Source organism: Actinomadura luzonensis (genome assembly GCF_022664455.2).
Taxonomy (GTDB): domain Bacteria; phylum Actinomycetota; class Actinomycetes; order Streptosporangiales; family Streptosporangiaceae; genus Nonomuraea; species Nonomuraea luzonensis.
The window spans coordinates 2,163,848-2,181,022 of sequence record NZ_JAKRKC020000001.1 but is presented as its reverse complement, the minus strand read 5'-3'; the positions used below and the strand labels follow the sequence as shown (position 1 = coordinate 2,181,022).

General features: G+C 72.0%; 18 protein-coding genes, 2 tRNA genes, 1 other RNA gene and 1 pseudogene. 13 read left to right on the top strand and 9 right to left on the bottom strand.

Translation table 11 applies throughout. The features are described from left to right. Positions 1-128 precede the first annotated feature (128 nt). The 4 genes from MF672_RS10300 (at position 129) to MF672_RS10285 (ending at position 1,708) form a co-directional block, all read left to right on the top strand. A complete protein-coding gene (locus MF672_RS10300) occupies positions 129-644 on the top strand; it encodes a tRNA adenosine deaminase-associated protein (RefSeq protein ID WP_407654717.1) in 516 nt (171 codons plus the stop codon). A gap of 48 nt (positions 645-692) precedes the next feature. After that, entirely contained in the window at positions 693-1,139 is a 447-nt protein-coding gene (locus tag MF672_RS10295) for a tRNA adenosine deaminase-associated protein (protein WP_242374545.1), read from the top strand. 16 nt (positions 1,140-1,155) lie between these two features. Further along, entirely contained in the window at positions 1,156-1,611 is a 456-nt protein-coding gene (gene tadA / locus MF672_RS10290; RefSeq protein WP_302893185.1) for a tRNA adenosine(34) deaminase TadA, read from the top strand. 10 nt (positions 1,612-1,621) lie between these two features. Continuing rightward, positions 1,622-1,708: transfer RNA gene (locus MF672_RS10285), tRNA-Ser, on the top strand. Between the two features lie 49 nt (positions 1,709-1,757). Here MF672_RS10285 and MF672_RS10280 read toward each other — a convergent pair. The 4 genes from MF672_RS10280 to ypfJ (MF672_RS10265) all read right to left on the bottom strand — a co-directional run bounded on the left by MF672_RS10280 (position 1,758) and on the right by ypfJ (MF672_RS10265) (position 4,898). After that, positions 1,758-2,549: a DUF4352 domain-containing protein gene (locus MF672_RS10280; protein ID WP_242374544.1), complete on the bottom strand. Its 792-nt coding sequence runs from the start codon at positions 2,547-2,549 to the stop codon at positions 1,758-1,760. A 105-nt stretch (positions 2,550-2,654) separates the two neighbouring features. Continuing rightward, the gene (locus tag MF672_RS10275) at positions 2,655-2,951 is read right to left on the bottom strand and encodes a type II toxin-antitoxin system VapB family antitoxin (protein ID WP_242374543.1); all 297 of its coding nucleotides are present in this window, start codon (positions 2,949-2,951) and stop codon (positions 2,655-2,657) included. 48 nt (positions 2,952-2,999) lie between these two features. Continuing rightward, positions 3,000-3,854: a KPN_02809 family neutral zinc metallopeptidase gene (gene ypfJ, locus MF672_RS10270; protein WP_242374542.1), complete on the bottom strand. Its 855-nt coding sequence runs from the start codon at positions 3,852-3,854 to the stop codon at positions 3,000-3,002. Between the two features lie 54 nt (positions 3,855-3,908). Beyond that, on the bottom strand, positions 3,909-4,898 hold the full coding sequence (ypfJ, locus tag MF672_RS10265) for a KPN_02809 family neutral zinc metallopeptidase (protein WP_242374541.1): 990 nt from the start codon (positions 4,896-4,898) through the stop codon (positions 3,909-3,911). A gap of 106 nt (positions 4,899-5,004) precedes the next feature. On the opposite strand from ypfJ (MF672_RS10265), the gene MF672_RS10260 reads away from it, so the two are divergent. Further along, positions 5,005-5,646 carry a LysE family translocator gene (locus tag MF672_RS10260; protein WP_242374540.1) on the top strand — a complete coding sequence of 214 codons (642 nt, stop codon included), beginning with the start codon at positions 5,005-5,007 and terminating at the stop codon, positions 5,644-5,646. On the opposite strand, the gene MF672_RS10255 is transcribed toward MF672_RS10260, so the two are convergent. The 4 genes from MF672_RS10255 to MF672_RS10240 all read right to left on the bottom strand — a co-directional run bounded on the left by MF672_RS10255 (position 5,636) and on the right by MF672_RS10240 (position 7,624). Further along, the gene (locus MF672_RS10255; RefSeq protein ID WP_242374538.1) at positions 5,636-6,043 is read right to left on the bottom strand and encodes a hypothetical protein; all 408 of its coding nucleotides are present in this window, start codon (positions 6,041-6,043) and stop codon (positions 5,636-5,638) included. The two genes, MF672_RS10260 and MF672_RS10255, sit on opposite strands and share 11 nt — an antisense overlap. A gap of 131 nt (positions 6,044-6,174) precedes the next feature. Beyond that, positions 6,175-6,396 (bottom strand): translation initiation factor IF-1, encoded by a 222-nt coding sequence (infA, locus tag MF672_RS10250; RefSeq protein ID WP_242374537.1) that lies wholly within the window; start codon positions 6,394-6,396, stop codon positions 6,175-6,177. Positions 6,397-6,449: 53 nt separating this feature from the next. After that, positions 6,450-7,205: a GNAT family N-acetyltransferase gene (locus MF672_RS10245; protein ID WP_242374535.1), complete on the bottom strand. Its 756-nt coding sequence runs from the start codon at positions 7,203-7,205 to the stop codon at positions 6,450-6,452. Between the two features lie 334 nt (positions 7,206-7,539). Then, positions 7,540-7,624: transfer RNA gene (locus MF672_RS10240), tRNA-Ser, on the bottom strand. A 143-nt stretch (positions 7,625-7,767) separates the two neighbouring features. Between MF672_RS10240 and ffs the strand changes: the two genes are divergently transcribed. The 3 genes and pseudogenes from ffs to MF672_RS10225 all read left to right on the top strand — a co-directional run bounded on the left by ffs (position 7,768) and on the right by MF672_RS10225 (position 10,416). Further along, positions 7,768-7,863, top strand: an RNA gene (ffs, locus tag MF672_RS10235) — signal recognition particle sRNA small type. 31 nt (positions 7,864-7,894) lie between these two features. Then, positions 7,895-9,417, top strand: a pseudogene (locus tag MF672_RS10230) (DNA polymerase III subunit gamma and tau); the annotation flags it as partial. A 150-nt stretch (positions 9,418-9,567) separates the two neighbouring features. Then, entirely contained in the window at positions 9,568-10,416 is an 849-nt protein-coding gene (locus tag MF672_RS10225) for a hypothetical protein (protein WP_242375511.1), read from the top strand. A gap of 609 nt (positions 10,417-11,025) precedes the next feature. Here MF672_RS10225 and MF672_RS10220 read toward each other — a convergent pair. Next, on the bottom strand, positions 11,026-12,711 hold the full coding sequence (locus MF672_RS10220; protein ID WP_242375512.1) for a helix-turn-helix domain-containing protein: 1,686 nt from the start codon (positions 12,709-12,711) through the stop codon (positions 11,026-11,028). A gap of 457 nt (positions 12,712-13,168) precedes the next feature. Here MF672_RS10220 and MF672_RS10215 point away from each other — a divergent pair, with 457 nt between their 5' ends. From MF672_RS10215 to MF672_RS10195, 5 genes are all read left to right on the top strand, one after another. After that, entirely contained in the window at positions 13,169-13,519 is a 351-nt protein-coding gene (locus MF672_RS10215) for a YbaB/EbfC family nucleoid-associated protein (RefSeq protein ID WP_127937722.1), read from the top strand. Positions 13,520-13,521: 2 nt separating this feature from the next. Beyond that, positions 13,522-14,121, top strand: a complete 600-nt coding sequence (gene recR, locus MF672_RS10210; RefSeq protein WP_242375513.1) for a recombination mediator RecR — start codon at positions 13,522-13,524, stop codon at positions 14,119-14,121. After that, positions 14,114-14,668: a DUF5063 domain-containing protein gene (locus tag MF672_RS10205; RefSeq protein ID WP_242375514.1), complete on the top strand. Its 555-nt coding sequence runs from the start codon at positions 14,114-14,116 to the stop codon at positions 14,666-14,668. The genes recR and MF672_RS10205 overlap by 8 nt, the downstream gene beginning before the upstream one ends. 114 nt (positions 14,669-14,782) lie before the next feature. Next, positions 14,783-16,057 carry an aspartate kinase gene (locus MF672_RS10200; protein ID WP_242375515.1) on the top strand — a complete coding sequence of 425 codons (1,275 nt, stop codon included), beginning with the start codon at positions 14,783-14,785 and terminating at the stop codon, positions 16,055-16,057. Further along, a complete protein-coding gene (locus MF672_RS10195; protein WP_242375516.1) occupies positions 16,054-17,112 on the top strand; it encodes an aspartate-semialdehyde dehydrogenase in 1,059 nt (352 codons plus the stop codon). Before MF672_RS10200 ends, MF672_RS10195 begins: the two co-directional genes overlap by 4 nt. The last annotated feature ends 63 nt before the right edge of the window (positions 17,113-17,175 follow it).

The window sequence follows — 17,175 nt, the reverse complement described above, 5'->3', positions numbered from 1 at the left end:
TGGGAGACCTGCCAGCACCTCGCGGTTTTGGTTTTGATCACAATTTGGTCGGAGAGGCACACGGCGGGTGCCCGGTTCTGGAACGATTGGGTGCTGGTGAGACCTGTCGTGTCAGAGATCGGGTGGGGATGGCGATGACGGACGACGATGCCCTCGACTTCGCCATCGTGATCTATCGCGAGGACGACGTGTGGCACGCGGAGATGCTGCCCGTGGCGCTCACGTCCGACCTGCAGGGGCTGATCCAGGCGCTCAGGCAGCAGCCGAGCGAGAGCGGCACGATCGGGCTCGTGGCCGTGGGCGACGAGTTCTTCGTCGCGCTGCGGGTCCTCGGCGACCGGGTGGACGTCTTCCTGTCCGACATCGCCGCCTCCTGGGACTTCCCGCTGGCCCGCCAGGTCCTCGAATACCTCGACGTGCCGATCCCCGACGAGGAGGAGCTCGACGAGATCCTCCAGGACGAGGAGACCGTGCTCCCCGCCGGAGATCTGTCGATCTTCGCCGATCTCGGGTTGGACGAGATGGAGCTGGGCATCCTCTCCGGCGACATCGACCTGTTGCCCGAAGACGTGCTGTCCAGCATCGCCGCGCGGCTCGGCTTCTCCGAGCCGTTCGAGCGTGCCATTGAATCGGTCTTCGGCTGACCCCCCTGGAGCGCGGACATGGCGGCCAACACCTTCTCTGCGGCTTTCGTGCGGACCTCTGACGGCTGGAGCGGCGCCGAGGTCGATCTGAGCGGCGCCGAGATCGTCGACGACTTCGGCGACGCCGTGACGGAGGCCCTGGGGCTGAGCGGCGACGAGCTCGCCCTGCTGTGCGTCGAGGTCGAGGACGAGTGGTTCGCCCTGGTGCGCTACCGCGGCGAGGACGAGCCCCGCGTCTTCCTGTCCGACGTGCACGCCATCGTCTCCGACCAGCTCGGCGAGCTGTTCGCGGAGTTCGCCGGGGTGGCGCCCGACAAGGAGAACAACGGGCTCGGCGTGCGCCCGGCGGGCGACCTCGAGCTGCTCAGCGACCTCGGCGTGAGCTCGGAGGAGCTGCTGGAGCTCTCCATGGAGGAGGGCCTGCTGCCGGCCGACATCCTGTCGGTGATCGCCGAGCGGCTGTCGTTCGCCGACGAGCTCGACCGGCTGCGCTGACCCGCGCCTCGCGCTCGTGACGCACGAGGAGGCCATGCGCCTGGCCCTGGCCGAGGCCGCCGCGGCCGCCGCCAGGGGCGAGATCCCCGTGGGCGCGGTGGTGCTCGACGAGCGCGGCGAGCCGCTCGCCGCCGCCGGCAACGACCGCGAGTCCACCGCCGACCCCACCGCCCACGCCGAGGTCCTCGCGCTGCGCCGGGCCGCCGCGGCGCGCGGGCAGTGGCGGCTGAGCGGGTGCACGCTCGTGGTGACGCTGGAGCCGTGCACGATGTGCGCGGGAGCCGCCGTGCTGGCCAGGGTCGGGCGCGTCGTGTACGGGGCCGTGGACGAGAAGGGCGGGGCCGTGGGCTCGCTCTGGGACGTGGTCCGCGACCGCAGGCTCAACCACCGGCCCGAAGTGATCATGGGTGTGCTGGCCGACGAGTGCGCCGAGGTCCTAAAGCGGTTCTTTGCCACTCGCCGGATCCGGTAAGCTCGTTCGCGGTGGTGTCGCCTAGTGGCCGAGGGCGCACGCCTCGAAAGCGTGTGATGGGGCAACTCATCCGTGGGTTCAAATCCCACCACCACCGCCTCGCCGAAAGGGCCTCCGCATCCCGGGGGCCCTTTCGCGTTCCCCCCTCAGCCGAGCCGCCACTCGCCCTTCTGCTGGGCGAAGCCGCTGTTCAGCGCGAACTGGAACGTGACCGGCCGGGCCGCCTCCGGCAGCTCGAACACGAGCACGCCCGTCCTCGTGCCGCCCGTGCTGACGCTGGCCGTGCCGGCGAACGCCTGGCCCTCGCGCACCTGCGCGGGCGAGGAGCGGTACTGCCGGCCCTCGGCGTCGACGAGCTCCGCGCCGTTGGACGGGGAGTCGTTGTAGGCGGCCTGTCCCTGGTTGGCGAGCGTCATCTGGACCCCGACGAACCGGCTGCCCGGCTGGGGCTTCATGACGTCGTCGGCCGGGGTGGCAGGGGAGATGAGCCGTTCGACGGTCACGGCGACCCTGAGCGCGGGGTCGGCGCCGGTGAGCGTGAGCGCCTGCCCGAGCGCGGCGGTCTGCTGCCCCTGGGCGGGCTGCTCCGGCGTGGCCTGCTGGGAAGCGGCTGGTCCTGAGGCGCCGGGCTCCGCCGGAGCGCTGTCCTGGGGGTCCGGCTGGTGGCTCTGGTCGAACAGCACGTCCGGCGCGCCGTCGTCGCCCTCCGCCGCCGTCGCCTGCCGGGCGGCCACGCTCGCCTCGCCCGCGGTGAGCACGAAGTAGACGGACCCGACGCCGCTGAGCAGCAGCAGCGGCAGCCCGATCGCGAGCAGCAGGATCAGCCCGAGGTTCCCCCGGTCGGCGGGCGGCTCAGGAGGGTGGCCAGGACCAGGGCCGTACCCGTACGCCGGGCCGTACCCGGGCCCGTACGGCGGCGGTGGCGGCGGATAGGTCACGGCATTCTCCCGATGATGGCGAAACGCTCTGCTTCGACGTCCGGCACTCCCTCATGGTTGGCATAACAAAAGAGAGCCGCGATTCGCGACTCTCTTTTTCCTTCCTCAGTTGGGCAGTTCCAGGACTCTGGCGTGCAGGATCGACCGTTGCTGCAGGGCCGCACGCAACGCGCGGTGCAGACCGTCCTCCAGATAGAGCTCGCCCTGCCACTGGACCACGTGCGGGAAAAGGTCCCCGTAGAAGGTGGAGTCGGCGGCGAGCAGCGAGTGCAGGTCCAGCATGGCTTTCGTGGTGATCAGAGAGTCGAGCCGGACCTGCCGCGGAGGGATCTGCGCCCACTCCCGGTGTGTGAGACCGTGGTCGGGATATGGGCGTCCGTCGCCGACAAGCTTGAAGATCACCCTGTCGATTTTAGGCGGAAATCGGGATCCTCGTGCTGCCGGACGGCGTCAGCCCAGGTCGGACTGGGCGCAGTCGCCGCGCGAGCCGTTCTTGTAGCCGCGCTGGAAGGCCGCGACCCGCTGCTGCGCCGAGCCGTGCGTGAACGATTCCGGATCCACCCTGCCCTGCGTCCGCTGCTGAATTCGGTCGTCGCCCACCGCGGCCGCCGCGTCGAGCGCTTCCGCGATGTCCGTGTCCGTGAACGGCTTTTCGTAGAAACCGGTGTTGACCGCGTTGCGCGCCCAGACGCCGGCGTAACAGTCGGCCTGCAGCTCCACCGGGACCGAGCTGCCGCCGTTGTCGAGCTGGCCGGTGAGGTCCTGGACGTGGTGGCCGTACTCGTGGGCGATCACGTACGCCTGCGCGAACGGCCCGCCCTTGGCCCCGAACTGGCTGTGGAGCTGGTCGAAGAAGGCCAGATCGAGATAGACGCGCTTGTCGTTCGGGCAGTAGAAGGGCCCGACGGCCGACTCGGCGGCGCCGCAGCCGGTGTTGACGCGGTCGGTGAACAGCACGGTCTTGGACGGCGTGTACTCGCCGGACAGCTCGCCCTTCCAGTAGTTCTGGATGCTGTTCACGACGCCCACGACGCGGCAGCGTTCGTTCTGGTCGGCGTCCTTGCCCGTCTTGCACTGCTCGGCGAGGTTCGCGGCGGGCTGGCGCTGGGCGGGCTGCTCGTCGCCGCCGCCTCCGCCCACGTTGTTCAGCACGAACACCAACACGAGCACGATCAGGCTGACGATGCCGCCGCCGCCGATGACCATGCCGCCGGGGAAGCCGCCTCCTGAGAAGCCGCCGCCTCCGCCCCTGCCCGCGTCCTCCACCTGTGAGGCGTCGAGGTCCACCTGGTCTTTGAAGTCCATCGCTGACGTTCCTTCCGGGGGGTGCCCGCTGGACACACTTCCCAGAACGACGCTTTAGATGCCACCGGAAAAAGTGTCGCAGCGCCGGGGGTCGCCGCTGTCGTAGCCCGTGCTGAACCATTTCCTGCGCTGGGCCGAGGTGCCGTGGGTGAACGCGTCGGGCGTCACCCGGCCCTGGGCGCGGCGCTGGATGCTGTCGTCGCCGACCGCGGCGGCGGCGTCGAGCGCCTGGTCGATGTCGCTCTGCGAGAACGGCTCGCGGTAGAAGCCGGTCTTGACGGCGTTCTGCGCCCAGACGCCGGCGTAGCAGTCGGCCTGCAGCTCCAGGCGGACGGACGGGCTCTGCGCGCCGGGGCGGTTGTTCCTGCCGACCCGGTTCATGGTGCCGAGGAGGTTCTGGACGTGGTGGCCGTACTCGTGGGCGACGACGTACGCCTGCGCGAACGGGCCGCCCTCGGCCCCGAAGTCGCGCTGGAGGGTGCCGAAGAAGCTGAGGTCGAGGTAGACCTTGCGGTCGGCGGGACAGTAGAAGGGGCCGACGGAGGAGTCGGCGGTGCCGCAGCCGGTGTTCACGGCCTGGGAGAACAGCACGGTCCTGGCCGGCGTGTACGCCCGCCGCCCGCTCCGCTCGAACTGCTGGCGCCAGTACGCCTGGATGCTGTTGACCGTGCCGACGATCCGGCAGTCCTCGGACTGGTCGGCGTCGGCGCCGGTGCGGCACCGCTCGCCCAGGTTGCCCGACGGGCTGAGCTGCGCGGGGGCGCTCGGCGCCTGCCCGCCCTGTTGGCCGCCCTGTTGCCCGCCCTGCTGGCCGCTTTCGTCCCCGCTGAAGGGGGACGGCACGATCCCGAACACCAGCGCCCCGATCGCCGCCACCGCGAGCAGCAGGCAGCCGCCGCAGCCACCGGCCCGGCCGCCGATGGGCAGCATGCACCCGCCGGGCAGCCCGCCGCCGGGCAGCATGCCGCCGCCCCGTCGCGGGCCGCCCGCCCGTACGTCCTCGACCTGGGACGGGTCGAGCCGCGCATCGTCGTCGAACTGCATGTGTTCCCTCCCTGGCCGGTTTCTCCCCCGTAGCGGGGCGGATACGCAGGGTGATGGGAAGGGGGCGCTGTGATCTTTTGTCCGGCATGTCGGTTAATCTGCCGCCATGACGGGTGCTCTGATCGGGATCGCGCTGGTGTCGCTCGGGATGGTCCTCACTCCCGGCCCCAACATGATCTATCTCATCTCGCGTTCGATCACCCAGGGCCGCCGCGCCGGGCTGATCTCCCTCACCGGCGTCTTCCTGGGCTTCACCGTCTACCTGACCGCGACCTGCCTCGGGCTGACGGCCGTCTTCGCGTACGTGCCGGCCGCGTACACCGCGCTCAAGCTCGCCGGCGCCGCGTACCTGCTCTGGCTCGCCTGGAACGCCGTCAAGCCGGGCGGCACCTCGGCCTTCGAGCCGCGCGAGCTGCCCGCCGAGCGCCCGGCCAAGCTGTTCGGGATGGGCCTGCTCACCTGCCTGCTCAACCCCAAGATCGCGATCCTGTACCTGTCGCTGCTGCCGCAGTTCATCGACCCGGCGATGGGGCACGTGCTGCTGCAGAGCCTGGCGCTGGGGTCGGTGCAGATCGTGGTGGCGACGACGGTCAACGGCCTGATCGCGATCTCGGCGAGCGGTCTCGCGGCGTTCCTCGCCGCGCGCCCGCTCTGGCTGCGCGTCCAGCGTTACGTGACCGGGAGCGTCCTCGGCGTCTTCGCGGTGCACATGGCGACCGACCGCTCCAAGGCCCTGGTCAGCGCCTGACCGCTGACCGGTCGAACCAGGCCGCCGACTCCGGCCGGACCAGCAGGTACGCCACGGCCAGCGCCAGCGCCACGTTGAGCACCGTGCTGACGCCGAACCCGCCGGTGAGCGACCAGATGCCGTGCAGGACCTGCAACGACTCGACGACGATGCCGGCCGCCCGCACCCAGCGGCGGCGCGACCGGACCTGGTAGGCGGCGTACCCGATCACCAGGATCGCGGCCAGCGGGACGGCCAGCATCGGCAGCGCCGTCCCGACGGCCTCGCCGCTCATCCCGCCGACCAGCGTGAGCAGCAGCGCCAGCCCCAGCGCGCCCATGCCCGCCTGAACCCACATGCAGATGCGCGCCACGCTCACCGGCAGGGGAACGACCTCGACCCGGTACGACTCGGCCATACGCGCTCACCCTTCACGGGGCGGACAGGGGCGACAAAGCCGATCGTAAGCGGGCCTTTCCGCCGACGCCCGTGACCCGACGAAGACGGCATACCAGCCGCTCCGCCACCGTGCCGCCCCTGCCGCCGCCGCTACCTGTACCGGTAGAGGATGCGGCCCCGGGTGAGGTCGTACGGGCTGAGCTCCACGAGCACCCGGTCGTACGGGAGGATCTTGATGTAGTTCTTGCGGATCTTCCCGCTGATGTGCGCGAGCACCTTGTGCCCGTTCTGCAGCTCCACCCGGAAGGTGGCGTTGCGGAGGCACTCGAGGACGGTGCCCTCCATCTCGATGCCGTTCGCTGTTCTTGGCATGATCTCTCGCTTTCTCGAAGTCGATGAGCCGCCGCGCTCGCGGCGGCGGGGTGTCAGCGGAGCACCAGCTCCAGGTTGCTGCTCGCGCGCCGGGCGCCGATCCCCTCGAACAGCGCCATGGCCGCCGCGTTGGACTCGTGCACCTCGGCCGACGCCGTCGCGGTGCCGCAGCGGTGGAGCGCGTTCAGTGTGTGGGCGAGCAGCGCCCGGGCGATGCCGCGCCGCTGCTGGGCCGACCGCACCGCGACCAGGCCGATGCGCGGCCGGCGCGGCACGTGGGCCACCCGGAGCAGCCCCACGTACGCGCCGGGCCGGGCCGCCACCACGTACTTCGACGGGTCCAGCCGGGTGGCCTCGTCCAGGAGGGGCAGCACCTCGGCGGGCATCTCCTGCCAGCCGACGGTGGCCTCGACCTCGGCCCTGATCGCACGGTCGAGCGCGCGCAGCGGCCCCGCCTGGGCGCCGCCCGCGGCCACGATCGTCACGTCCGGCGGCGGCAGCGCGGAGCCGAGCCCGGTGACCTCCGGGTCGGTGGGCACGGCGTACTCCCACTCGCGGCGGCGCGTCGCGAAGCCGGCCCGCCGCCACTGCGCGGCCAGGTCGAGGTCGGCCTCGTCGACCACCGTGTACAGCGGCCTCGGCAGGTCCGCCAGCATGGCCTCGGCGAGCCGGTCGAAGGCCGCGCCGTGCCAGGCGTCGATGCTGAGGAAGGTGCGTCCGTCGAGGCGGCGCGAGGTGTGGCCGCGGCCGACCGTCAGGTCGTCCTCCACGGCATGCCACTGCGTCTCCGCGACCCGCGTGACGGACACGGCATGCTTGCCCGTGTCCGGAGAGAAATGAGCAGAGTGCATAGCTTGTCGCCTTTCCGGGATTGCCTCGTCCAGGCGCTCCCGGCGACACCTACGTCAGTCGCCCGACCGTGACGAGGAGGCGGAGCACCCACGTCGTTACAGCGTTCATGGGTCTCACCTCCTGGCGTCAGGTCACGGTCCGCTGGACGTTACCAGCCCGGACACCCTCCGGTCGAACCATTTCCGGCGCGCCGCTCCCGGCTTCCGCGCCGAGGACCCTCCCAGGGCGGAAACGACGAAGGGGCCGACTTGGATGGGGTCGGCCCCTTCGTACTACTGCCTCAACCAGGCGCGGAGGATGGGGGATTTGAACCCCCGATAGGTTGCCCTATACACGCTTTCCAAGCGTGCGCCCTCGGCCACTAGGCGAATCCTCCGCCGACGAGCTTACCGGACTTCCGGCGGTGTCCGGACCACCTTTCCTCGTCCGACTTTCCGGGTCCGACTTTCCGGGTCCGACTTTCCGCGTTCCTGAGGCGCGGACATGGAGCAAGCACTGCCGGGTCCGGCTAGACTGTCCAAGGACCCCTCGCGCGGCGTCATCCTGTGAACCTCCCCAGGGCCGGAAGGCAGCAAGGATAAGCGGGCTCTGGCGGGTGTGCGGGGGGTCTCTTCGTTGAGAGCCCCCTCGCAGGCGGGATGGTCGCATGAGCCTTGCGCTTTACCGCAAGTACCGGCCCGGGACCTTCGCCGAGGTCAAGGGTCAGGAACACGTCACCGACCCGCTGCGGCAGGCCCTCCGGATGGGCCGCATCAACCACGCTTTCCTGTTCAGCGGCCCGCGCGGCTGCGGCAAGACCTCCAGCGCCCGCATCCTGGCCCGCTCTCTCAACTGCGAGCAGGGGCCCACCCCCGACCCCTGCGGCGTCTGCGAGTCGTGCGTCGCCCTCGCGCCCACCGGCCCCGGTCACCTCGACGTCATCGAGATCGACGCCGCCTCGCACGGCGGCGTCGACGACGCGCGCGACCTGCGCGAGCGGGCCTTCTTCGCCCCCGTCTCGGCGCGCTACAAGATCTACATCATCGACGAGGCGCACATGGTGACCCGCGAAGGGTTCAACGCGCTGCTCAAGCTCGTCGAGGAGCCCCCGCCGCACCTGAAGTTCATCTTCGCGACGACCGAGCCCGAGAAGGTCATCGGCACGATCAAGTCGCGCACGCACCACTACCCGTTCCGGCTGATGCCGCCGGCGACGCTCCGCGGGCTGCTGGAGGAGATCCTCACCTCCGAGAACGTCCCCTTCGAGCCGGCCGCGCTGCCGCTCGTCGTGCGCGCAGGAGCCGGCTCCGCCCGCGACTCGCTGTCCATCCTCGACCAGCTCCTCGCCGGGGCCGAGGAGGACGGCATCACGTACGCCAAGGCCGTCTCGCTGCTCGGCTACACCGACGGCGACCTGCTCGACGAGGTCGTCAACGCGTTCGCGGCGCGCGACGGCGGCAAGGTGTTCCAGACGGTCAACCGGGTCATCGAGGGCGGCCACGACCCGCGCCGCTTCGCCGCCGACCTGCTCGAACGCTTCCGTGACCTGGTGATCCTGGCCAACGTGCCCGAGGCGGCCACCAGCGGGCTGCTCGACCGGCCCGCCGACGAGCTGGAGCGGCTCGTGCAGCAGGCCGCGTCCATGGGGCCCGCCGAGCTGACCAGGGCCGCCGAGGTGTTCAACGCCGGGCTGACCGAGATGCGCGGGGCCACGTCGCCGCGGCTGCTGCTCGAACTGATGTGCGCCCGGGTGCTGCTGCCGGGGGCCGCGCAGGGGGAGGCGGCGCTGCTGGCCCGCCTCGAACGGCTGGAGCGCGGCGGCGCCGTCGCCGCCATGGCCGCCCGCGCCGCCGCTCCGGCGCTCGCTTCCGGGGGAGGGGTCTCCGGGGGAACGGTCTCCGGGGGCGTGGCGATCCCGCGGCCGGGGGCGGCGTCCGCGCGGCTGGCCGCCGAGCCGGCCGGGGCGTCGGCTGCGCCTGGCGCGAGTGCCGTCTCGGTTCACGCCGCGCCGGAGCCGGCTCCGGCCGGGGCCGGTGACCGGGTGTCGTCGAGCAGGCGCCGGGCGGGGCCGCCGTCGGCGGGGCGTCGTCCGGTGCGGCCGGTCGTGCGGAGCAAGGGGCCGGTGCCGGCGCTGCCGGTGGGGCCGCCGGTGGGGCCGCCGGTGGAGGCGGTGGGGCGGACGACTGGCCGGAACCGGCCCGTCCTGGCGCCCCGGCCGCCGCGCCCGCTGCATCTGCGCCTCCTTCTCCCGTGTCCGCTCCCTCCGTCTCTGCTCCCTCCGCGGCCGCTCCGGAAGCTCCCGCCGGCGGCGGGGGCCAGGCCGGAGCCGGGGCCGCGGTCATGCAGCAGCAGTGGCCCGCCGTGCTGGCCTCACTCAAGCAGCGCAGCATCGTGGTCTGGGCCAACGTGAGCACCAACGCCCAGGTGGTGGGCGTCGAGGGCAACATCGTCACGCTCGGGTTCAGCCAGGTCGGCGCGATGAAGAACTTCACGGGCGGGGGCAAGGACGCCGTCGTGGCCAGCGCGTTGAGCGACGTGCTCGGCGGGACGTGGCGCGTCGAGGCGGTCGTCGGGAACGCGCCGCCTCCTTCGCCGTCCGGGCGGGGCGGCCGTCCACCGGCGCCCGCGCAGCCGCCGGCGTACGTGCCGCCTGCCGCGCCGGACGCGCAGAGCCCCGCTCCCGGCCCGCAGAACGGCGCGCCCGGGCCTCAGGGGCGCACGTCGTCGCACGGCGACGGCGGCTCCCAGGACGACCAGGGCGCGCAGGACCCCGGGCGGCCTCCCGCGGCCACCGCTGTGGTCGCCGCCGCGGTGCCGGCGGCGCGGGCGACCACGGACGAGTCCTGGCCCGAGGCCCCGGACGACCCGGGCCCCGGCATGCCGCCCTCGCCCGACCTGACCCGTACCGCGCCTGCCGCGGCCGTCTCCACCATGCCGAGCGCGGGCCTGGCCGCCGCACGGTCGGCGGCGAAGGCGGCCGCCCAGGCCGGGCCCCGGGTGGCGGCCGGCGGACGGGGCGCCACGGCGGCGGCCTGGCCCGATGCCGTCCCCGGGCGTAACAAGGGGCCGGACGCGGACGAGGTCGATCCGCTCAACGACGCGGACGCCGATGTGGATGCGGTCTCGGGGATGGCGCTGCTGGAGCGCGAGCTGGGGGCTCGCGTCATCGGCGAGATCGACCACACGTGACCCGCTGACCGCGCGGCTCGTAGCTCCAGGACGCGCGGCTCGCGTGGACGCGTGACTTCCGGACGTCGTGACCTGCGGATGTCACGGCTTTCGGGCATCCCGACTTCCGGGCCTCGGATTCTCAAGCCTCGCGGCTCCCGGATGGCGTGAGTCCCAAATTCCGCCGCTTCGGGTCCACGATCCCTGGATCCTTGCCTCTACCGCCTGCTGGGCCGCTGGTGCGAGGTGCGCCGGCCGGGGGGTGGCTGATGCCGACCGTTCGAGGACGGCGGGCTGAAGCACAGGTGGGGGCTGTGGTCGCGGCGGCGGACCGCTGGTGGGTGGGCTGCGATGGTGGATCCGCCAGTGGCGGACCTGTTGGTGGGCGGCCGGTTGGTGGGCACCCTGCTGACAGCGCAGCCGCTGATCGGTGGCCTGTTGGCGGGTGCCTACCGGCGGCGGATCTGCTCATGGTGGACCCCGCCGGTGGCGAGCTCACTGGCAGTGGTCGGGTGGCGGTGGACCCGCTGGTGGTGAACTTGCTGGCAGTGGGCCTGCCGGCGGCCGTTCGGCCCTCATGCGGGCCCGGTGAATCGATGGGCGAACGGGTGGGGGGCTTCGGGTGGAGGGTCAGGGGAGGAGGCGGGTGCGGGCGGCGGCGGCGCGGCTGTCCGTGGGGTGGAGGGCGGCGAGGCGTTCCAGCACCTCGTAGTCGTCCCGGCCGTTCGGGGTCTGCGCGTAGGTCCACAGGTGTTCGGGGGAGCCGTGGCGGAGGAGGCAGGCGCGGACCTGGGCTTCCAGCTCGTCCCGTTCGCGGCGGATCTCGGGCGACTCGGAGCGGGGCAGGAGCGGCCCCTTGTACGTGCGCGCCAGCGCCGCCGCGTCCTTGGCGGCCACGTGCCGGCGGACGGCCAGGAAGTCGGCCTCGACCGGGCAGGCCAGCCGGTACGGCTTGGCGGAGACGGCGTTGCCGAGCTGGGTGCGCAGCCGGTGGATCTCGGCCCGGATGGTCACGGGGTTGCCGGAGTCGCCGTACATGTGGAAGGAGAGCTGCTCGGCCGTCAGGCCGTGGGGGTGCAGCGCGAGCAGGGCCAGGATCTCGGCGTGGCGGAGCGACAGGGGGCGGTCGCGCTCGTTCAGGGTGATCGACGGCACGCCTTCGCCGAGGAAGGTCAGGGTGAGCGCGCCCGGCGCGGCGCCGGGCAGGGTGCGCAGGAGGTAGCCCTCGGAGAAGGGCTCCAGCACGGCCACGGTGCCGTCGCGCAGGATCATGCGCTGCCCGGACAGGCGCGGGCGGTGGCCGGGGTAGAGCGGTGGGCCGGCGGCGGGCTCCCGGCCGGGCGGGCCGGACACGATGGCGGACAGGCCGGTGACGCGGGAAGAGGCGCCGCCGCCGGGCAGGGCGAGGCCGCCGGGGGGAATGAGGCCGCCGGGCGGGACGAGGCCGCCGGGCATGGCGAGGCCGCCGCCGGGCAGGGCGCCGTCACCGGGCAGGGCGAAGCCGCCGCCGGGCGGCGGGTCGTCCGCGGCGGACAGGGCGGTGTCGTCCCAGAGGGGGACGCGCTCGCCCAGCCGCCCGCCCGGGTCGCCGGAGATGACCCGGCCCGTGGGCGAGAGCAGCACGCCGGACCGCGCCCGCAGCGACTCGTACCGCCGCCGCAGGCGCTCGTCGCGCTCGTGCATGCGCAGCGCGAGCTGGCTCTCGGCGAGCTTGGCCGCCGCCCCGACGAGGGCGACCGTGGCGGGGTGGAGGGTGCGGGCGGTGCCGCTGACGTCGACGCAGCCGATGACCCGCCCCGAGTCGGGGTCGGTGATCGGGGCGGCGCTGCACGACCAGACGTGCAGCACGCGCAGCAGGTGCTCCTCGGAGTAGACGTGCACGGGGCGGCCGGTGGCGAGGGCGGTGCCGATGCCGTTGGTGCCGACCGTGCCCTCCTCCCACTCGTGCCCGTCGGCGAGGCCGACCTGGTCGGCGCGGCGCAGGATGGAGCTGCCGCCCTCGCGCCAGAGCACCCGGCCCCGGCCGTCCGTGATGATCATCACGTGGCCGGTCTCGGCGGCGAGGCCGGCGAGGGTGGTGGCGAGCAGGGGCAGCAACGGCTGCAGCGGGTGCTCCCTGCGGATGTCGTCGAGGTGCGCCTCGTCGTAGACGAGCGGCGCGCTCCTGGCCTCGAGGTCGATCCCGGCGGCCAGCGAACGGCGCCAGGAGTCCTGGATGAGGCTGCGGGGCGCGTCCGGCCAGACGTGGCCGGCGGCCGCGGCTTCGTGTGCCCCGCGTAGCAGGCGGGAGTACGCGTCGAGGTGGGCGTAACTCATCGGTCACTCCAAGTAGTCATGTAGAGCATCCGCCTTGCGGCCGATCTGCGCAACCTGTTCGGGGGATTGCGGAGGGTGTTTGAATGAACGCAACGTGTGTGCAACGTCGCCCCGCGTAATGTCATGGCCCATCGCGTCGGCGTGGTGCGGCCGCTCCGTCGGCGTGTTGGCCGGGTCTCGGACACTGGAGGGGGGCCGGGATCCGGCCATAACACCACCAAGCACACCCACGGCAGGTATGACATCGGTCCCACACGGCAGCCCCGAGGCCCGCATGGCAGGTCCGGCGGGGAACACGGGTCCCACGCGTCCCAGTGCCGCCGGGCGGCGCGGGCGGGCGGCGGGGTGGCGACCGGACGGGCGGCGAAACATGGGGTGTCCCCGCAGTACATGTCGCCGCCCAAACACCGTAGGCTCGTGGCAGTCAAGAACGCGGAGCCACGAGGAGCGCACGACGGTGAACCCAGGGGATGTCAACCTGCAGCAGCTGCTGGAGCAGGCCCAGCTCATGCAGCAGCAGCTTGTGAGCGCCCAGCAGGAGCTCAACGACGCGCAGATCGAGGGCTCATCCGGCGGTGGCCTGGTGACGGCCGTCGTCAACGGGTCGGGCGAGCTGCTCGAACTGAAGATCGACCCGAGCGTGATCGACGCCGGCGACCCGCAGGACACCGCCGACACGATCGCCGACCTGGTGATCGCGGCGGTCCGCGACGCGGTGCGCGCGGCGGCCGACCTGCAGCAGGAGAAGCTCGGCCCGCTGGCCCAGGGGCTGGGCGGCGGCGGCCTCGGACAGTTGCCAGGGTTCTAGGCATGTACGAGGGGGTCGTCCAGAACCTGATCGACGAGCTGGGGCTGCTGCCCGGCGTCGGTCCCAAGAGCGCGCAGCGGATCGCGTTCCACCTGCTGGCGGCCGATCCGGCCGACGTCAAACGGCTGGCGCACGCGTTGCTGGAGGTCAAGGAGAAGACCCGCTTCTGCCGGGTGTGCGGCAACGTGGCCTCCGAGGAGGAGTGCCGCATCTGCCGCGACACGCGGCGCGACACGCACGTGATCTGCGTGGTCGAGGAGCCGAAGGACGTCGTCGCGATCGAGAAGACCCGCGAGTTCCGCGGCACCTACCACGTGCTCGGCGGCGCGATCAGCCCGATCGACGGTGTCGGCCCCGACGACCTGCGCATTCGCGAGCTGATGACCCGCCTGGCCGACGGCCGGGTCACCGAGCTGATCCTCGCCACCGACCCCAATCTCGAGGGTGAGGCGACGGCTACCTACCTCGCCCGTCTGGTCAAGCCGATGGGCATCAAAGTGACACGACTGGCCAGCGGTCTGCCCGTCGGCGGCGATCTGGAGTACGCCGACGAAGTGACCTTGGGCCGCGCGTTCGAAGGACGGAGGCTGCTGGATGTCTGACGAGTGGAGCGCGCTCGCCGAGGAGATCTCCAGGCACGCGCAGGACTACGTGGACGGCCTGACCAGGGTCGCGGGCGGCGAGGGCGGCGACGCCATCTGGTCGCTGCTGCTGGTCGAGGTCGCCCAGGTGAGCCTCGCGGGCGCCAAGCTGGGCGCCAACCGGGACGTCATCCTCTCCGGCAACTACGAGCCGCCGATGAGCGAGGACCCCGACATCGACGGCGTGCGCACGGCGCTGGCCGAGCGGCTCGGGCCGGTCGACGACTACGCCGAGGTGTTCGACCCGTACAAGGACACGGGCGTGACCCCCTACCGGCTGTCCGACGACCTGACGGCGGTCGCCGCCGACCTCATCCACGGCCTGCGGCACTACCGCGCCGGCCGGCCGGGCGAGGCGCTGTGGTGGTGGCAGTACTCCTACTTCAACACGTGGGGCAACCACGCGGGCGCCGCGATGCGCGCGCTGCAGGCGCTGGCCGCCCACTCGCGGCTCGACGTGGCGGAGGAGAGCACCCTGGACGTGGCGGGCGAGGCGACCACGGTCTGACCGCGAAGGTGACCACGCTCTGAGCGGCTTGGTCCCACATAGTGGTATGAGCCCGCAGGCGCATGAGACGACCCAAGTAGACTGGCAGCTCACAGTCCAGACCGGGAGACTCTCGTGGCGCTCGTTGTGCAAAAGTACGGTGGTTCGTCCGTCGCCGACGCGTCCTGCATCAAGCGGGTCGCGCAGCGGATCGTCGCGACGAAAAAAGCCGGCAACGACGTCGTCGTGATCGTCTCCGCGATGGGCGACACGACGGACGAGCTGCTCGACCTGGCCGAGCAGGTGTCGCCGCTGCCTCCGGGCCGCGAGCTCGACATGCTGCTGACCTCGGGCGAGCGCATCTCGATGGCGCTGCTGGCGATGGCGATCGCCAACCTCGGCCACGAGGCCCGCTCGTTCACCGGCTCGCAGGCCGGTGTGATCACCGACTCCACGCACGGCAAGGCGCGCATCATCGACGTGACGCCGGGCCGCATCCAGGAGGCCATCGCCCAGGGCCACATCGCGATCGTGGCCGGCTTCCAGGGCGTCTCGCAGGACACCAAGGACATCACCACGCTGGGCCGGGGCGGCTCCGACACCACGGCGGTGGCGCTCGCGGCGGCCCTGGAGGCCGACGTGTGCGAGATCTACACCGACGTGGACGGCATCTTCACCGCAGACCCGCGCATCGTGCCCGCGGCCCGCAAGATCCCCAGGATCTCGTACGACGAGATGATGGAGATGGCCGCGTGCGGCGCGAAGATCCTGCATCTGCGGTGCGTCGAGTACGCTCGTCGCTTCGACCTGCCGATCCACGTCCGGAGCTCGTTCAGCACCAAGGAAGGCACGTGGGTCGTCTCCGACCCTTACACCGAAGGAACCGAGATGGAGCAGCCGATCATCTCCGGCGTCGCGCACGACCGGAGCGAGGCCAAGATCACTGTTGTCGGGGTGCCCGACAAGGTCGGCGAGGCTGCCTCGATCTTCAAAACGCTGGCCGACGCCGAGATCAACATCGACATGATCGTGCAGAACGTCTCGGCCGCGGCCACGGGCCGCACGGACATCTCCTTCACGCTGCCGACGGCCGACGCGCAGACCGCGCTGACGGCGCTGAAGAAGATCCAGGCGCGCATCGGTTACGAGTCGCTGCTCTTCGACGACCAGATCGGGAAGGTGTCGCTGATCGGCGCGGGCATGCGCTCGCACCCCGGCGTCACGGCGACGTTCTTCGCGGCCCTCGCCGACGCGGGGGTCAACATCGAGATGATCTCGACGTCCGAGATCCGCATCTCAGTGATCGTCGAGCAGGACGGCGTCGACGCGGCCGTGGCGGCCGCGCACCGCGCCTTCGATCTCGACGCCGACCAGGTCGAAGCCGTGGTGTACGGAGGTAGTGGACGATGAGCAGGCCCAATCTGGCCCTGATCGGCGCGACCGGCGCCGTGGGCACCGTCATGCGCGACATCGTGTCGACCCGCGAGGACATCTGGGGCGAGATCCGCCTCGTGGCCTCCCCGCGCTCGGCCGGCAAGGTGCTGCGGGTGCGCGGCGAGGACGTCGTGGTGCAGGCGCTCGCGCCCGAGGTGTTCGACGGCGTCGACATCGCCATCTTCGACGTGCCCGACGAGGTCTCGGCCGTGTGGGTGCCGATCGCGGCCGAGCGCGGCGCGATCGCCATCGACAAGTCCGGCACCTTCCGCATGGACCCCGACGTGCCGCTGGTGGTGCCCGAGGTCAACCCGCTCGACGCGCGCAACCGGCCGCGCGGCATCATCTCCACGCCCAACTGCACGACGCTGTCGATGATGGCGGCCATGGGCGCGCTGCACGCCGAGTACACCCTGACCGAGCTGGTCGTGGCCTCCTACCAGGCGGTCTCGGGCGCGGGCGTGGCCGGTTCGGCCCGCCTGTACGACGAGGTCGAGGCGCTGGCCGGCGACCGCACGATCGGCCAGGCGGCCGGCGACGTGCGCAAGGCGCTGGCCAACAAGCTGCCCGCCGACTCGCCGTTCCCGGCGCCGATCGCGTTCAACGTGGTGCCGTGGGCCGGCTCGCTCAAGGACGACGGCTGGGCCTCCGAGGAGCTCAAGCTCCGCAACGAGTCCCGCAAGATCCTCGGCATCCCCGACCTGAAGGTCTCCGCGACCTGCGTCCGGGTGCCGGTGATCACCACGCACTCGCTGGCCGTGCACGCGCGCTTCGAGCGCCCGATCACGGTCGCCGACGCGCACCGCGTCCTGGAGGCGGCGCCGACGGTGGTCCTCATGGACGACCCGGCGAACGGCGTGTACCCGACGCCGCTCGACGTGGTCGGCAACGACCCGACCTACGTGGGCCGCATCCGCCAGGCGATCGACTTCCCGAACACGCTCGACCTGTTCGTGTGCGGCGACAACCTGCGCAAGGGCGCGGCGCTCAACGCGGCGGAGATCGCCGAGCTGGTCGCGGGCGAGCTGTAGCGGTACTTGGTCCTTCGGGGAAGTGGGCGTCGCGCGGGTCGCGCGGCGTCCACTTCCGCGTCG

Coding starts and splice junctions, on each gene's coding strand:
- ypfJ (WP_242374541.1), bottom strand. CDS start 4,898: ATGCAGTTCGACGACGATGCGCGGCTCGACCCGTCCCAGGTCGAGGAC.
- MF672_RS10195 (WP_242375516.1), top strand. CDS start 16,054: ATGAGCAGGCCCAATCTGGCCCTGATCGGCGCGACCGGCGCCGTGGGC.
- infA (WP_242374537.1), bottom strand. CDS start 6,396: ATGCCAAGAACAGCGAACGGCATCGAGATGGAGGGCACCGTCCTCGAG.
- ypfJ (WP_242374542.1), bottom strand. CDS start 3,854: ATGGACTTCAAAGACCAGGTGGACCTCGACGCCTCACAGGTGGAGGAC.
- recR (WP_242375513.1), top strand. CDS start 13,522: ATGTACGAGGGGGTCGTCCAGAACCTGATCGACGAGCTGGGGCTGCTG.
- MF672_RS10255 (WP_242374538.1), bottom strand. CDS start 6,043: ATGGCCGAGTCGTACCGGGTCGAGGTCGTTCCCCTGCCGGTGAGCGTG.
- MF672_RS10260 (WP_242374540.1), top strand. CDS start 5,005: ATGACGGGTGCTCTGATCGGGATCGCGCTGGTGTCGCTCGGGATGGTC.
- MF672_RS10300 (WP_407654717.1), top strand. CDS start 129: ATGGCGATGACGGACGACGATGCCCTCGACTTCGCCATCGTGATCTAT.
- MF672_RS10220 (WP_242375512.1), bottom strand. CDS start 12,711: ATGAGTTACGCCCACCTCGACGCGTACTCCCGCCTGCTACGCGGGGCA.
- MF672_RS10225 (WP_242375511.1), top strand. CDS start 9,568: ATGCAGCAGCAGTGGCCCGCCGTGCTGGCCTCACTCAAGCAGCGCAGC.
- MF672_RS10205 (WP_242375514.1), top strand. CDS start 14,114: ATGTCTGACGAGTGGAGCGCGCTCGCCGAGGAGATCTCCAGGCACGCG.